Origin of the sequence: Kosakonia sp. SOY2, from assembly GCF_027109175.1 — a bacterium.
Lineage (GTDB): Bacteria > Pseudomonadota > Gammaproteobacteria > Enterobacterales > Enterobacteriaceae > Kosakonia.
This window is the reverse complement of record NZ_JAPVXH010000005.1, coordinates 1-16,214: the sequence shown is the minus strand read 5'-3', so window position 1 is coordinate 16,214 and position 16,214 is coordinate 1. Positions and strand designations below refer to the sequence as shown.

Below are 16,214 nucleotides of genomic sequence, written 5' to 3'. Positions count from 1 at the left end.
AGATGCGCAACAGCGCGCATCTGCGCCGGAAAAAAAGGTGCGTCAGGCGACGCACCAGTTGCTGCAAATATCAGCATTGTGGGGAGAGATTACCCCTTGCCTTTTACACTGCTGATAAAAGTGGCACGGGCGGATTTCGACCCGAGGCGTTCTGCTTCATTCAATAATTTCAGCGCCTTATCAATATCACCTTTGGCAGCGGCTTGTTTGATGGCCTGGTTAAAGTAGCTCTCTGTATCGTTGAGCATCGGCTCGCTTTTCGCCACTGGCGCAGGAGCCGCAGCGGGCGCGGCGGCAGGAGCCGGTTGCGTGTTGTAAGCCGGTGCAGCGGTATTGCCCACGGTAACGGAAGCCGGGCCAGAAGAGCCAAACAGCGGGCCGACTAATACACTGGAACCACTACTATTTTTCACCTTCAGGTTTACCACTCCGTCAGCAATATGACGGGCAATCGGATCGGGGATATCAGGGATCGCGTTGCCCACGCCTTTAGCATAGGCTTTGGCCGGATCGAGCAGTGTGGTGGTTTTCTGCAAATCACTTTCGGTCGTAAACGCAAGGATATAGAGCTTCTGCTGGCCCAGCGCAGGCGTCAGGCGCATAACCCCTTCCAGACGGTCAGCATTTAATACCCCCGGCTCCTGGTAGGTAAAATAGCTACTGGGGAAATAAGCCGCAGGCGACATGTTTTGATCAAATACCAGCACATTTGGCGCAAAAACCCCTGTATTTTTATTAACATCGCTGGAAAGCGTCAGCGTAAGCTCACCAATATTGGCAGGCACGCTAAACGCCGCAACGGGACCGGTTATGCCCGCGACGTTCAGATGCTGCCCACCTGTTGCAAGCCGAACCGTCTGGCTTTTGGACGTATCGACAGGTGTCCAGGTGAGTTGTTGAAGTGCAGAGTTTGGAATCGACGGCGCTGCCGCGGTGTTCTGTGGGACGATATTCACATCAGCAAAACTGATACCCGGTGTGCCCGCCAGCAAACCCGTGGAGAGACACAGAGCGATGAGACTTTTTTTCATTTTCATTGTTATCACCTTCAGGATGCGAAACAGCGGTGGCCAGGCAATAGCGCGCTGTTTATCAGGAGTAGAGGGGCTTTCGCCCCTCTTTTGGTCATTGCATGAGGGAAAAACTTACCACCAGATTTCCATCTGGGCACCGAAGCTCCATTCGTCGCTGTCGCCACGACCGAAGCTTGAGCCGCCCGTACCATTGCGGGTTGCCAGACCATAGTTGGCATTCGTGCCCGGATTACCGCTGGTGTTGTAGCCCCATTTTTCATCCCATTTCGCATAGGTTGCGAATACACGGATTGCCGGACGAGACCAGATGCTGTCGCCTGCTTGCCACTGTTGCGCAAGGGTGATTTTGTACTGATTGTTGGTGTCGTTAGTGCGCTGGGATTTGACGTTGTCATAACCGACTTCCAGCAAGGTGCTCATGATTGGTGTCCATTTGTACATTGGGCGCACGCCGACGGTCCACCATTTGGTACCATTCTGGTTATCCCAATCAATGTCCTGATACATACCGACGTACATCAGATCCCAATTATCACCCAGAGAAATTGCACCGTGGTCGAGGATACGCAGCAGAGAACCGTTATTGTTGGCGCTATAAGGCAGTTTACTATTGCCCTCGATGCCAATACCGGAGCCTTGCGACAACCCTTTGCCCTGTGATGTCAGCGCATCGGTCGCATACTGCACGACAAATTTGTTATAGCCTTTCAGCATGCTCTGAACGTGTTCAGCGGTGAACATCCAGCCATCTTTCGTTTCGGTATTATCGTATAAATGGTAACCGTCACGGGTATTGGCGCGGCCATAGTCAACTCCGAACTCTAATGTACCGCCCGGGTTGACTGCCATCTGTGCCAGACGCACATCAAACACATCGTTAGCCGTTTTTTCGGTGTAATCATAAATACTGTTGCTGGCGAAGGTAGCGGAGCCGCCTGCTTCCGTCGAACGGGTTGCGGCCAGAGAGAGTTTACCAAAGCCGAGATCGACGTTTTCCAGACCAGCACCCGGGCCGGAGATGTCCCAGTAATAGAAGTCGATCATATGTACGTCATGACGCTGATAGAAGCGTTTACCTGCCCAGATCGTGGAGCCCGGCAGCGCATCAATCAGGTTTTTACCTTGTACGTTGGCTTCACGAAATGCTGGATCAGTAGCTTCCCAGTCATTTTGCTGCGCGACTGAGTACGCAACGTTCGTGTCGAAGTAGAAGCTTTTATCGCCTTCTTTCCACACTTCCTGACCGAGTTTTAATTCTGCATAGGTTTCACATTCGTTACCGAGACGGTATTTGGAACCTGCACCGGTGGCCTGGAAGCATTGCTGCTCGCCGCCACTGCCGGTCCAGCCAATCCCCGAACGGGCGTAACCTTTGAAATCAACAGCACCCGCCTGTGCAGACAGCACGCCTGCCGCGATGGCGAGAGCCAGTGGAAGTTTGCGCAGAGTAATCATCGTTCTATCTCCTGAGCTTGCTTTTCTTTTTTTACACATCCCCCTTCGCGCTATCTCTTTATTGGCTGCCGTCATGAATCCCGGCCTGGTACTTTTGTACGCTGCCGGAGAGTCATCACGTTGCCGCCTCGACATAATGCGAATGGCTTTGTGTAAACGCTTTGTGGGGTACGCTTAAACGCCCGGTTCTTTATGTAACCGGCGGCAGGCGGTGCCATCTTCACGGAACAGATGGCAACGCTCCGGCGGTAAGCCGATGGCGAATGTGGCACCCTCTTCTACCAGCACCACGTCGTTCTGGCGGTAGACCAGGTTCTGACGTATTGCAGGGATCTGGATATGAATTTGTGTTTCGTGGCCAAGCTGTTCGACGACCTGAACTTCGCCCTCCAGCGTGACATCAGCGATGTCGCTGGGCAGCAGATGCTCCGGGCGGATGCCCAAAGACATATTTGCGCCGACCTGCACATTGGCGCTGTCCACCGGCAGCCACACGCGCTGGCGGTTCGGCAGTTCAACCTGAACCTGTTCAATGGCGGTAGAGGTCACTTTTACCGGCAGGAAATTCATCTTCGGCGAGCCGATAAAACCGGCGACAAAACGGTCTGCCGGGTAGTGATACAGCTCCAGCGGTTTACCCACTTGCGCCACGCGCCCGGCATCGAGCACCACGATTTTGTCGGCCAGCGTCATCGCTTCCACCTGATCGTGGGTAACGTAAATCATCGTGCGGCCAAGACGTTTGTGCAGACGGGAGATCTCAATACGCATCTGCACACGCAGGGCGGCATCAAGGTTGGAGAGAGGTTCATCAAGCAAGAAGACGCTGGGTTCAGCCACCAGCGTACGACCGATCGCCACACGCTGACGCTGACCGCCAGAAAGGGCTTTCGGTTTGCGATCCAGTAAATGCGCCAGTTGCAGCACTTCCGCTACTTGCGTGACGCGCGATTTGATCATCTCTTTTTTCGCGCCCGCTAACTTCAGGCCGAAAGACATATTTTCCGCAACCGACAAATGCGGATAGAGCGCGTAGGACTGAAACACCATGCCAACGCCGCGTTCTGCGGGAGGAACCTCATTCATGCGGGTATCGCCAATCAGCAAATCCCCGCTGGTGATGGTTTCCAGCCCGGCAATCATGCGCAGCAGCGTCGATTTACCACAGCCTGACGGACCGACAAACACCACGAATTCTCCTTCGTGGATGTCGAGACTGATGTCTTTCGACACCACAACATCGCCCCAGGCTTTCGTTACATTACGCAGCTGTACGCTCGCCATGCCCTTCTCCCTTCGTTACAACCTGTCACCAACAGAAACATTCAACGTGGGCTGACTATGGAGCATCGATTCAGCGGGCGAATCCTCCACCCCCCTGGTTTTTTGTGGGGGAGGAGGCGGGAGGATGAGAACAATGTCTCTGCCCCCTGGACAGGCGGGCTGCGGGCATTTTCGTGATGGGCTCTGCAAAAATCGGCGCTTTTTTATGTGCGCTAACACACATAATGCAAATCTCTGTAACAGAGATCACACAAATCGCCCCAGGGGCGTAGGGTTAAGGAGGATGAGAAGCGCTTGTCAAAAAAGGAGACTAATCCCGTCGAACTACCTTGAGCGTATCCACGAGCACATCACCTAAAGGACGGGATATATGAAAATCAAAACAGGCGCACGCATCCTCGCTTTGTCCGCAGTGGCGACGATGATGTTTTCCGCCTCTGCCCTCGCCAAAATCGAAGAAGGTAAGCTGGTCATTTGGATCAACGGCGACAAAGGCTATAACGGCCTTGCCGAAGTGGGTAAGAAATTTGAGAAAGACACCGGCATTAAAGTCACCGTAGAACACCCGGATAAACTGGAAGAGAAATTCCCGCAGGTTGCTGCAACCGGCGACGGCCCGGACATTATTTTCTGGGCACACGACCGTTTTGGTGGCTATGCGCAATCCGGTCTGCTGGCAGAAGTCACCCCGGATAAAGCCTTCCAGGACAAGCTGTACCCCTTCACCTGGGACGCGGTGCGTTACAACGGTAAGCTGATTGCCTACCCGATTGCTGTCGAATCCTTATCGCTGATTTACAACAAAGATCTCGTGCCAAACCCGCCGAAAACCTGGGAAGAGATCCCGGCGCTGGATAAACAGTTGAAAGCGAAAGGTAAGAGCGCGTTGATGTTCAACCTGCAAGAACCGTACTTCACCTGGCCGCTGATTGCTGCCGATGGCGGTTACGCCTTCAAGTTTGAAAACGGCAAATACGACGTGAAAGATGTCGGCGTCGACAACGCAGGCGCGAAAGCCGGTCTTAGCTTCCTCGTGAAGCTGATTAAAGACAAACACATGAATGCCGACACGGATTACTCAATTGCAGAAGCGGCGTTCAACAAAGGTGAAACCGCGATGACCATCAATGGTCCGTGGGCGTGGGCCAACATTGATAAGAGCAAAGTCAACTACGGCGTCGCGCTGCTGCCAACCTTTAAAGGTAAGCCTTCTAAACCGTTCGTTGGCGTGCTGAGCGCAGGCATCAACGCCGCCAGCCCGAACAAAGAGCTGGCGAAAGAGTTCCTCGAAAACTATCTGCTGACCGATCAAGGCCTGGCAGACGTTAACAAGGACAAACCGCTGGGTGCGGTCGCGCTGAAATCCTATCAGGATCAGTTAGCGAAAGACCAACGCATCGCCGCGACCATGGATAACGCGAAAACCGGTGAAATTATGCCGAACATCCCGCAAATGGCCGCCTTCTGGTATGCCACACGCACCGCGGTTATCAACGCCGTTAGCGATCGCCAGACCGTCGACGCCGCGCTGAAAGACGCCCAGGGTCGTATTACCAAGTAAAAATGTGAATGCCTTATCCCCGCACGGGGATAAGGCGAATTGGACATGTTGTATACGCGGCATCCTTCACGCGCATCATGGCGGCAACGTTGAGTATCCCGGCGCGCTTACAAAAGTAAGCTACCAGCGTGCGCAACCGCAGCCAACAACGCGGCAGCGTGAAGGGTGTTGAGTAGAGAGGAAATCCCCATGGATGTAAGAAGAAAACGCCACTGGTGGCAAAGCCCGCAACTCGCATGGGCGGCCATCACCGTTGTTGGCCTGTTGGTGGCTTACCTTGTCGTTATGATGTATGCCCAGGGGGAATACCTTTTCGCCATTACCACGCTCGTCCTTAGCTCGGCGGGCCTCTATATTTTCGCCAACCGTAAAGCTTATGCCTGGCGCTATGTTTACCCCGGCGTGGCAGGTATGGGGCTGTTTGTCCTGTTCCCGCTGGTTTGTACCATCGCCATTGCGTTTACCAACTACAGCAGCACTAACCAGCTCACTCAGGAGCGCGCGCAGCAGGTGCTGCTCGATCGTTCCTACCAGGCAGGCAAAGCGTATAACTTTGGGCTCTACCCGGCGGGAGATGCGTGGCAACTGGCACTGACCGACGGCGACAGCGGTAAAAACTACGTTTCCGATGCGTTCAAACCCGGCGGCGAGCAGCAACTGACGTTAAAAGAGGCTGACGCCCTGCCCGCTGGCGAGCGCGCCAACCTGCGCATCATCACGCAAAATCGCCAGGCGCTGAACCAGCTGACCGCCCTTCTGCCGGATGGCAGCAAAGTGGCCATGAGTTCGCTGCGCCAGTTCTCCGGTACGCGACCGCTGTATCAGCTTGAACAGGATGGCACGCTGCTCAACAACCAGAGCGGCGCGAAATACCGCCCGAACAATGAAATCGGCTACTTCCAGGTGATTAACGCCGATGGCAGTTGGGGCAGCGAAAAGCTCAGCCCCGGCTATACCGTGACCATCGGCTGGGATAACTTCACGCGCGTCTTTACCGATGAAGGCATTCAAAAACCGTTTATTGAGATCTTTATCTGGACGGTGGTGTTCTCGGTGCTGACCGTGGTTCTGACCGTTGCCGTGGGCATGGTGCTGGCCTGCGTCGTGCAGTGGGAATCCCTGAAAGGCAAAGCGATTTATCGCGTGTTGTTAATTCTGCCGTATGCCGTACCGTCGTTTATCTCCATTTTGATCTTCAAAGGGCTGTTTAACCAAAGCTTTGGCGAGATCAACATGATGCTGAGCGCGCTGTTTGGCATTAAACCGGCCTGGTTTAGCGATCCCACCACCGCGCGTTCAATGATCGTGATCGTCAACACCTGGCTCGGTTATCCGTACATGATGATCCTGTGCATGGGGCTGTTGAAAGCGATCCCTGACGATCTGTATGAAGCCTCAGCCATGGACGGTGCCGGACCGCTGCAAAACTTTTTCCGCATCACCTTCCCGCTGCTGATCAAGCCGCTGACGCCGCTGATGATCGCCAGCTTCGCGTTTAACTTTAACAACTTCGTGCTGATCCAACTGCTGACCAACGGCGGGCCGGATCGCATCGGCACCACCACGCCGGCTGGTTATACCGACTTGCTGGTGAGCTACACCTATCGCATCGCCTTTGAAGGCGGCGGTGGTCAGGACTTTGGGCTCGCTGCCGCTATTGCCACGCTGATTTTCCTGCTGGTGGGTGCGTTGGCTATCGTCAACCTGAAAGCTACGCGCATGAAATTCGATTAAGGAGGACGAAAATTATGGCTATGGTGCAGGCGAAATCGCAAAAGCTGCGGCTGTTTATCACCCATTTGTTATTGCTGGTGTTTATTGCCGCGATTATGTTCCCGCTGCTGATGGTGGTCGCCATTTCGTTGCGTGAAGGTAACTTCGCCACCGGCAGTTTAATTCCGGAAAATATTTCGTGGGAGCACTGGCGCCTCGCGCTGGGCTTTAGCGTCGAACACGCCGATGGCCGCGTCACGCCGCCGCCGTTCCCGGTACTGCTGTGGCTGTGGAACTCGGTGAAAATCGCCGTGATCACCGCAGTCGGCATTGTGGCGCTCTCCACCACTTCTGCGTATGCCTTTGCCCGCATGCGCTTTCGCGGCAAAGCGACATTGCTGAAAGGGATGCTGATTTTCCAGATGTTCCCGGCGGTGCTGTCGCTGGTGGCGCTGTACGCGTTGTTTGACCGGCTCGGCCAGTACGTGCCGTTTATCGGCCTGAATACCCATGGCGGGGTGATCTTCGCTTATATGGGCGGGATCGCGCTGCATGTGTGGACGATCAAAGGTTATTTCGAAACGATCGACGGTTCGCTGGAAGAAGCCGCCTCGCTGGATGGCGCAACACCGTGGCAGGCGTTCCGCCTGGTGCTGCTGCCGCTGTCGGTACCGATCCTGGCGGTGGTGTTTATTCTGTCGTTTATCGCCGCCATTACCGAAGTACCGGTTGCCTCGCTGCTGCTGCGCGATGTTAACAGCTACACGCTGGCGGTCGGGATGCAGCAATATCTCAACCCGCAAAACTATCTGTGGGGCGATTTTGCCGCGGCGGCGGTGCTGTCCGCGATCCCAATTACGGTTGTCTTCCTGCTTGCGCAGCGCTGGCTGGTTAACGGCCTGACCGCAGGCGGTGTGAAAGGTTAATTTTCATTGTTGTTATTGCGCCTTAAATAGTTCGGGTTAGAGCAAGGCGGCGACTGCATGAATCCCCGGCAGCTGACTGAAGTCAGTGACCGGGGTGAGTAAAGGAAGCCAACGCAGCTATCACCCGAAAGATGACCGGCGTTGCCACTGCACCCTCAACTTGTATCACCCAACTTGTGAAGTCATTGGCGATCCCCGGATCGCCCTTTTTTTATTCGCGCCTCAGCCGCTTCGAGTTACACAACCACAGCGTGATCACCAGCAACAGGATCGCCGCCGAGTAGATCAACACATCCATTGGCGACTGGTGATCGACGATGATCAACCGCACAATCGCGGTAATACCAATGTAGATAAAATAGCGCAGCGGGAAGTGAAACCCGGACTGAAAGTACTTCACAATCAGGGCGATAAATTCGAAATAGAGAAAATAAACCACCAGCCCTTCTACCAGCTCATATTTGCTGGTTTGCACCGGCGCGAACAGCACATCCGCCAGATGCAGTGTCTCTTTGCCCAGAAAGACAATCAAAATCAGACCGAGGCTCAGCAAACCAAGATTCAGCACGGTCTGCAATATGGTCGAAATAAATTCAACGCGTGGACGAGTTAGCGATGTCATAGCGGCACCTCATTACTGGTGAACAACGCTTTGTATATCGCAAAAATGTGATCTGGATCTACATTATTTGCTTATATTTTGTGACACCACGTGATGACATGTTGCACAGACATGTCCACGCAGGAGACGAAAAAGAGCATGCTTACCGTACGTAAAGCTGAAATCGCGGACGCCGCATTACTGAGTGAAATGGGCTACGACAGTTATCGCCATCATTTTGCCCCTCTGTGGCGCGAACCGGCCGAGCTGGAGGCATTTCTCCGCCAGGAGTATTCCCCGGCAGTAATCGAGCAGAGCCTGCAAAGCGAAGCGGGCAGCTGGTTTATCGCGCAGAATGCGGCACCTGTCGGTTTCGCTAAAGTCTCCTGGCATCGCGCGGTCGACGAGCACGGCCCGGCAGGTACGCTGCTGCACAAACTCTATCTTCTTCCGGGCGAAACGCGTAAAGGCTACGGCGAGCAACTGCTGGCAGAAATAGAACGCCTGGCGCAACAGCGTGGTGAGCGGTTTATCTGGCTGGAAGTGCTGGACGCCAACCCGAACGCGCGGCGCTTTTATCACCGGCTGGGATTCACGCATCTCAAAGACACACTATTCAGTACCGCGTCGCAGCAAAGTACGCTGCATATTCTGGGCAAACCGCTTTAAGGAGGGAGGATGGCAAGCGCCGCTTTGCGCCAAACCGCCGTACGCAATGTGACCTGCGGCGAAAACGTGGTGATTTATGAACCCGCGAATTTATACGACTGCACGCTGGCGGACGATGTGTTTGTCGGCCCGTTTGTCGAAATCCAGGGGCATACCCAGATCGGTAAAGGTTCGAAGATCCAGTCGCACAGCTTTATTTGCGAATATGTCACCATTGGTGAGCGCTGCTTTATCGGTCACGGCGTGATGTTTGCCAACGATATGTTTCGCGACGGCAAACCGGACCCCGACAGCAACAACTGGGGGCGCATCGTGATTGGTAATGACGTGTCGATTGGCAGCGGCGCGACGATTCTGGCAGTGACTATTGCCGATGGCTGTGTGATAGGCGCGGGCAGCGTGGTGACCAAATCGATCAGCGAGAAAGGGGTGTATGCGGGAAATCCGGCGCGGCTGTTGCGCCGGTTATAAATGCACCTTTCCCTCCCCGGATGGGGAGAGAAACAGGGTTGAAGATAGGTAAAGACAGGCCTTGCGGCCATTCTCTCCCCACACGGGGAGAGAAACAGGGTTGAAAATGGAGAAAGACAGACCTTACGGCCATTCTCTCCCCGCACGGCGAGAGAAACAGGGTTGAAGATGGAGAAAGACGGGCCTTGCGGCCATTCTCTCCCCACACGGGGAGAGAAACAGGGTTGAAAATGGAGAAAGACAGACCTTACGGCCATTCTCTCCCCACACGGGGAGAGAAACAGGGTTGAAGATGGGGAAAGACAGACCTTGCGGCCACTCTCTCCCCACACGGGGAGAGAGAAGGCTTACTGGAAGTTGACCGTCTTATCGTTGGTCATGTTGTAAAGCTCAAACTTACGGCCCAGCATCTGACCACCGTCACGCGTCAGCGGCGTCCAGCCAACGCCAGCGCGGCTGCGGGTCGGACCGGTGCTGAACAGATCCAGCGGAACCGAAATGTAGACCCCTTTGGTGAAGTCCCCTTCCCCGTACTGCGCGGCTGAAACGTTGGTTTTGGTGGCATACGCGCCCACCACAATCCCGCTGTCGAAGTGCTTCGACACATCCAGCGTGACGCCTTTATCGCCCGCCAGATATTGACCGACGCTGGCTTTCACCAGCACATTTTCGGCGAACCACGGCGTCCAGTAAGCGGTAAAGTGGCCGGTTTTGACGCTGTAATCGGTGAATTTCATCATGTCCTGCGCACTGCGCCAGTCACGCTGTTTCACGTAGTTGCCGTCAATACCAAACGCCCAGTGGCTATCAACCGGACGCCACAGCAGTTCGGCACCGGCACCGCCGTACATGGTTTCCAGATACCCGGCATACACCTGGCCATAGAAATTATTGCCCAGGTACTGGAAGTAGTTCGCCTGCATGTTGTTGACGTAAATATCGTTCTGCACATATTCACGCACGCGGGTACGCACACGCGGCAAGGCGGTGTCTCTCGGCGGGTTGGTGTAGTTAAACTTGTCGTAGTTATTGGTCAGGTTGCCAAACAGGCTACCGGTGGTCAGCAGGTGATCCGTGAGCCACCAGTCGGCAGTGGCCATCACGCCAAGCTGGTACATGTAGAAAGCTTCCGGCCCGCCGAATGACTGGTTAAGCACCGGATCGATGTGGAAATCGAACGAGGATTTATCGATATACCAGCCCTGCTCCGGTTTATCCGGCACGATAGGCGTTTCGCGTTTTTGCACCAGTTCCGTATCTTGCCCCAGCGGTTCGCCTTCAAGGTGGCGCTTCAGGCTGGCAACATCCGTTTCGGTGGTGACAACCGGCATATTGAGGCGGTTTTCCGTCACGCGAATAGTGCGAATGCCATCAGGCAGATCATTCATGATGATACGATTCGCGCGCTCAACCCCTTCCTGGGTATTGCGGTATTTCACCTGCTCGCCGGTGACATACAGCGTGTCACCTTTCACCTGAATTTGCGGATCGGTAAGCCCGGCGTTGTATTTCAGTAAGGTCAGCTGATTCGCCACCACCGAATGCTGGAGGATCGCATCTTGCGGCTGTGGCTGATATTTTGGCCGCGCGTTGTCGATATACGATGGGCGCAGATCGCTGAAGTTGTTACGCAGGGTAAAGCCGAACATCCAGGTATTCCCGCGCTCATAGCTCAGGTTGATGTCCGCCCAGTCGGTAACGCGGTAAATCGCGCCGACGTTGACCTTGCTGCGCTGCGGCAGTTTACCGGCGAAGTCCTGCTGGTAGTTGTTCCCTTCATACTCCAGTTTCAGGCGCAGCGGGTTCCACGGCGTCTGGTACTCCACCCCGCCAAACAGCGCGGTCGGACCACGGAACATCTGGCTGGTATCCGTGGAGCCAGCGGCTTTGTAACGGGTGTCGCGCGTACAATATTTCTCGTCGTAGGAGCAGAGCGGGTTTTTGATATTACCGCTGGTGCCAAGGTAGCCCCAACCGATACCCAGCGAGAAATCGAACGGCCCCCAGGCTTTGTTCGCCACCAGATATTCGCCGTCGAACAGCCCGGTACCGCCAATATCGCGCGCGCCCACGGAAACTTCCGGCAGCCAGTAGCCTTCTTGCCACAGGCGCAGTTTTAAATCGAAGGCTTTATCTTTGTAGGACTGATTGCCCGAGAAGGCTTCTACCGAACTGTATTTCCGCGTCCGCACATCGGTGTAGCGCAGCGTTGTTTCCAGCCACGGGAAGAGCTGCACCGAACCGGAGTAGTAGCGGTACTGATTGTTATCGCGGTAGTTAAAGCTCAGTTCACCCTCGCGCGACATCCGCGCAGTGGGCGTTTGCAGCAGGCCGACGCCGCCGAAGTCCGACTGCGATGGGCCAATCGGTTCCGGGTACGATTCTGCGTGACAGGCGGCGCTAATCCCCAGCGCCAACAGGCTAATGACAAACGATTTTTTCATTATTATTCCGGTATCCGATGCGTCAGGGACTGAAGAATGTCGGCATTCAGCTCGTCATACTCGTTGCTCCACAAACCCGGTGCGAAACCGACAAAAATCACGCTGCCGGGCATCGGCTCCACGTGGCGTCGGTTCCAGTAGCCAACCGGTACCTTTTGCGTTTTGCCGTTGGGGTAAATCACCCAGGCATAGCTGCGTTCCGCGCCGCTCAGCAGGCTCATCTCATCCAGATAGCTCACCACATCGCGTCCCGGCGTGAACACTTTTTTGCCCGGGCTGCTGATAAGCCCAACCACGGTGATGGTGGTCGGCTGCGAGCCAACCCATAAGGTGTATTGCCCTTCTAATGGCCGGTTGGCGAGGCGGTGGGTACGCAGGTAATCCGGATCCAGCTCAACGATTTGTCGACCGGTGACCTTCATCGCCTGCAACTGCTGACGCAGCGCGTTGATCGCCGCGGCGCTGTTGCCGCTCTCATCGGCGGCAAGTGCGCTAAGCCGCGCAAGAAGTGCCTGATGGCGAGCCTGTTCGGCAATCGTCGCCTGCCGTTCACTGACTACCGCGCCGGGCCACCAGCTATTCGCCAGACGAGGCTGCCCGACCAGATCCACCAGGTGTGCGGCGTTGGTTAAGGTTTTCGGCTTGCTATCGCCCTCGGTATAGACATCAACAGTGCCGACAGCGAACGCCAGCGGGGAAGCGAGGCTGGCTAACAGCGGAAGAAGAGCGCGTTTTTTCATTATTTCGCCGCCTTAATCAGGGTGGTTTTCACCGGGAACCAGTCCGCGCCAAGGTACTGCTCGGATTGCCGGATAACCCCTTGTTCATCCACCCAATAGCGGTTGCGCCAGCGTTTCTGGTCGGTCGTCACCTCTTCATCAAGGATGCGTACTGCGGTGACGTCGCTCGCCAGTTTCACCGTGTCGGTGCCATTCCAACGGAAGACAGAACGGGCGGTGGCGTAGCGCACTTGCTTGTTTTCCGTCCAGCCCATTAAGCGTGTCCAGCTCGCGCCATCGACAATCTGGTTCGGTTTCGCCAGCGGATCTGCCGCCAGGTTATTAACATCCAGCAGGTTGTCGCCAGGCAGATGCGTTTTCACGATGCGATAGTTTTGCGTGACGATGGTGGACTGATCCTGCGTCACCCATTTCTGCTGCCCGTTTTCGGCGAAAGCGAGCACCACAAACAGTTGTGGGCCATTGTTGAGCTGCATGTACTGGCTGGCATACGGCATATTGAGGATTTCTTCATCCGTGAGCTGCACGCCCGGCATACCAAATACGCTGTTCCAGAGTGAATTCCCGAGGCCTTTGATGGGGCCTGAACATGCCTGAAGGAGCAGGCAAATCAAGATGATACCAGGTCGCTTCACGACTCTTCTCCGAAAGGGGCGGAATAACCACACCGAAGTGTGGTTATAGTTAATGTACCCGCTATTACTGGGTACTTGTGGTCGTGGTGGTCGTGGTTCCCGTGTTGGAGCCATCACCGCCACCGGTTGCCGCCAGCGCGACACCCACCGCAGACCCTACGGTGCTAACGCTCGTTGCTGCGGAGCTACCCGCAGAAACAGAGGTCGCTGCCGACCCTGCCGCTTCACCGATTTGCACCGGTGCTGCAAAAGCAGAAGTCGCCGCAAGCGCGGATATGGCAAAAATGCCATACAGGACTTTTTTCATATCAATTTCCCTTCATTGAATGAATGGAGATTTACCTGAAAGAATTCAGGCGATATCGAGTATACACAACTACAGCAGAGGGTTTACGCATCGGGAAATAGCGGGGAACGTTTTCGGAAAATTGGTATCAGGCATTTAAAAAGAGAAGACAAAAATCAAAAATCGCATATCTTTCAATCAATTAAATAATGACAAAATATTGACACAATAAGGCTAGTCCTAAAATTTATAGCCGCCGCTTATCCGCCTGTAGCGTTTTTCAGATAAACCTGATGATAGATATAGAAACAGCGAACCAGGAATAATCCCCGTAATTTAGCTTTAAAATATCGATATCGGAATTGCTTATATATATCGGGCGAAATCCTCGCGCAATATAACCTTGCAGGAATAAATATAATCGGTAAAAAAAGCGCCGCCGAAGCGACGCTTATGTGGCTTAACCGCGCCAGGATTTGTAGCGGTTAATCAGACCATTGGTTGAGCTGTCGTGGCTGGAGATGGATTTGTCATCGCCCAGCTCCGGCAGAATGCGGTTCGCCAGCTGTTTACCCAACTCCACACCCCACTGGTCAAAAGTGAAGATGTTAAGGATAGCGCCCTGGGTGAAGATTTTGTGCTCGTACAGCGCAATCAGCGCGCCCAGGCTAAACGGGGTGATTTCGCGCAGCAGAATAGAGTTAGTCGGGCGGTTGCCTTCAAACACTTTGAACGGCACAACGTGGTTAAGCGTTGCCGGATCTTTACCCTGATCGCGATATTCCTGCTCGACCACCTCGCGGGATTTACCGAACGCCAGCGCTTCGGTCTGCGCAAAGAAGTTCGACAGCAGTTTCTGGTGGTGATCGGAAAGCGCGTTATGGGTGATAGCCGGCGCGATGAAATCACACGGAACCATTTTGGTGCCCTGGTGAATCAGCTGATAGAACGCGTGCTGACCGTTGGTGCCCGGCTCACCCCAGATGATCGGGCCAGTCTGGTAATCCACCGCGTTGCCGTTACGGTCAACGTATTTACCGTTGGACTCCATATTGCCCTGCTGGAAATAAGCGGCAAAACGGTGCATGTACTGGTCGTACGGCAGAATCGCTTCGGTTTCAGCGCCGAAGAAATTGTTGTACCAGATACCAATCAGCGCCAGCAGCACCGGCAGGTTTTTATCAAGCTCAGTGGTGGAGAAGTGCTTGTCCATCGCGTGCGCGCCGGAGAGCAGCTCAACAAAGTTGTCGTAACCGACGGAGAGGATGATAGACAGGCCAATCGCCGACCACAGAGAGTAGCGGCCACCAACCCAGTCCCAGAATTCAAACATGTTCGCGGTGTCGATGCCGAACTCACCCACCGCTTTCGCGTTGGTGGAGAGCGCCGCGAAGTGTTTCGCCACGTGTTTGTTGTCACCGGCGGTTTTCAGGAACCAGTCGCGCGCGCTGTGGGCGTTGGTCATGGTTTCCTGGGTGGTAAAGGTTTTGGACGCCACGAGGAACAGCGTGGTTTCCGGGTTCACTTTTTTCAGCACTTCGGCGATGTGTGTACCATCGACGTTAGAGACGAAATGCATGTTCAGGTGGTTTTTGTACGGGCGCAGCGCTTCGGTCACCATGAACGGGCCGAGGTCGGAACCGCCGATACCGATGTTCACCACGTCGGTGATCGGTTTACCGGTGTAACCTTTCCAGCTACCTGAAATGATCGCTTCAGAGAAGGCTTTCATCTTCTCCAGCACCGCGTTGACTTCCGGCATTACATCTTTGCCATCCACCACAATCGGCGTATTGCTACGGTTACGCAGCGCGACATGCAGCACGGCGCGATCTTCGGTGCGGTTAATTTTCTCACCGGAGAACATGGATTTGATCGCACCCGCCAGATCGGTCTCTTTGGCGAGTGCCAGCAGTTTGTCCAGCGTCTCTTGCGTGATGCGGTTTTTGGAGAAATCCACCAGCATCAGGTCGTCGAAGGTTGCGGAGAATTTGCTAAAGCGGTCGCCCTCTTTCGCGAACAGATCCGCGATAGTGACGTCCTTCATGTCAGCGTAGTGTTTCTGTAATGCCTGCCAGGCAGATGTCTGCGTTGGATTGATGTTTTTCATAGCAATACTCTTCTGATTTGAGAATTGTGACTGCCGTCGATTGTAGCGCCTGCCGGGGAAAATTGTGATGGTTTTTGTGCCGGCTCGCCGTACACGCGGGCGAATAACGACCAAAAATCGCCGAATTTGAGCACAACATAAGTCATTTTACTGACGACCAATGCAGCATGAAAAATCCGCATAATCCCGGCGTTGACAGCATGCCCGCTAACCCTTTATTTATAAACGCACTACCCGCGCATGCGCGGGTTTGCATTACCAAAGCATTTCGCGTTGCAGCAAGGC

Annotated in this window: 14 protein-coding genes; 5 read left to right on the top strand and 9 right to left on the bottom strand. The window is 54.6% G+C overall.

Going from position 1 to position 16,214, the window contains the following annotated elements; all coding sequences use genetic code 11:
- Positions 1 to 89: 89 nt before the first annotated feature.
- The 3 genes from malM to malK all read right to left on the bottom strand — a co-directional run bounded on the left by malM (position 90) and on the right by malK (position 3,773).
- Entirely contained in the window at positions 90 to 1,037 is a 948-nt protein-coding gene (malM, locus tag O3S68_RS20240) for a maltose operon protein MalM (RefSeq protein WP_269232337.1), read from the bottom strand.
- Between the two features lie 108 nt (positions 1,038 to 1,145).
- Positions 1,146 to 2,489, bottom strand: coding sequence for a maltoporin (locus tag O3S68_RS20235; protein ID WP_269232336.1), 1,344 nt, complete (start codon positions 2,487 to 2,489; stop codon positions 1,146 to 1,148).
- Positions 2,490 to 2,663: 174 nt separating this feature from the next.
- Entirely contained in the window at positions 2,664 to 3,773 is a 1,110-nt protein-coding gene (gene malK, locus O3S68_RS20230; RefSeq protein WP_020456108.1) for a maltose/maltodextrin ABC transporter ATP-binding protein MalK, read from the bottom strand.
- A 370-nt stretch (positions 3,774 to 4,143) separates the two neighbouring features.
- Here malK and malE point away from each other — a divergent pair, with 370 nt between their 5' ends.
- The 3 genes from malE (at position 4,144) to malG (ending at position 7,973) form a co-directional block, all read left to right on the top strand.
- On the top strand, positions 4,144 to 5,334 hold the full coding sequence (gene malE / locus O3S68_RS20225) for a maltose/maltodextrin ABC transporter substrate-binding protein MalE (protein ID WP_045511719.1): 1,191 nt from the start codon (positions 4,144 to 4,146) through the stop codon (positions 5,332 to 5,334).
- Positions 5,335 to 5,523: 189 nt separating this feature from the next.
- A complete protein-coding gene (gene malF, locus O3S68_RS20220) occupies positions 5,524 to 7,068 on the top strand; it encodes a maltose ABC transporter permease MalF (protein WP_020456106.1) in 1,545 nt (514 codons plus the stop codon).
- Between the two features lie 14 nt (positions 7,069 to 7,082).
- Positions 7,083 to 7,973, top strand: a complete 891-nt coding sequence (gene malG, locus O3S68_RS20215; RefSeq protein ID WP_017459427.1) for a maltose ABC transporter permease MalG — start codon at positions 7,083 to 7,085, stop codon at positions 7,971 to 7,973.
- A gap of 211 nt (positions 7,974 to 8,184) precedes the next feature.
- Here malG and psiE read toward each other — a convergent pair whose 3' ends face one another.
- Positions 8,185 to 8,595 (bottom strand): phosphate-starvation-inducible protein PsiE, encoded by a 411-nt coding sequence (gene psiE / locus O3S68_RS20210; protein ID WP_020456105.1) that lies wholly within the window; start codon positions 8,593 to 8,595, stop codon positions 8,185 to 8,187.
- Between the two features lie 138 nt (positions 8,596 to 8,733).
- On the opposite strand from psiE, the gene O3S68_RS20205 reads away from it, so the two are divergent.
- Positions 8,734 to 9,243, top strand: a complete 510-nt coding sequence (locus O3S68_RS20205; RefSeq protein ID WP_269232335.1) for a GNAT family N-acetyltransferase — start codon at positions 8,734 to 8,736, stop codon at positions 9,241 to 9,243.
- Positions 9,244 to 9,252: 9 nt separating this feature from the next.
- Entirely contained in the window at positions 9,253 to 9,714 is a 462-nt protein-coding gene (locus tag O3S68_RS20200; protein WP_020456103.1) for an acyltransferase, read from the top strand.
- A gap of 347 nt (positions 9,715 to 10,061) precedes the next feature.
- Here the strand turns inward: O3S68_RS20200 and O3S68_RS20195 are convergent, their stop codons facing one another.
- The 5 genes from O3S68_RS20195 to pgi form a co-directional block, all read right to left on the bottom strand.
- Entirely contained in the window at positions 10,062 to 12,158 is a 2,097-nt protein-coding gene (locus tag O3S68_RS20195; RefSeq protein WP_020456102.1) for a YjbH domain-containing protein, read from the bottom strand.
- A 2-nt stretch (positions 12,159 to 12,160) separates the two neighbouring features.
- Entirely contained in the window at positions 12,161 to 12,898 is a 738-nt protein-coding gene (locus O3S68_RS20190) for a capsule biosynthesis GfcC family protein (RefSeq protein ID WP_045511708.1), read from the bottom strand.
- Positions 12,898 to 13,533, bottom strand: a complete 636-nt coding sequence (locus O3S68_RS20185; RefSeq protein WP_097406545.1) for a YjbF family lipoprotein — start codon at positions 13,531 to 13,533, stop codon at positions 12,898 to 12,900. Before O3S68_RS20185 ends, O3S68_RS20190 begins: the two co-directional genes overlap by 1 nt.
- A 64-nt stretch (positions 13,534 to 13,597) precedes the next feature.
- Complete coding sequence (gene yjbE / locus O3S68_RS20180; protein WP_007372406.1) at positions 13,598 to 13,840, bottom strand: exopolysaccharide production protein YjbE; 243 nt, start codon at positions 13,838 to 13,840, stop codon at positions 13,598 to 13,600.
- A 439-nt stretch (positions 13,841 to 14,279) separates the two neighbouring features.
- On the bottom strand, positions 14,280 to 15,929 hold the full coding sequence (pgi, locus tag O3S68_RS20175) for a glucose-6-phosphate isomerase (protein WP_017459420.1): 1,650 nt from the start codon (positions 15,927 to 15,929) through the stop codon (positions 14,280 to 14,282).
- Between the last annotated feature and the right edge of the window lie 285 nt (positions 15,930 to 16,214).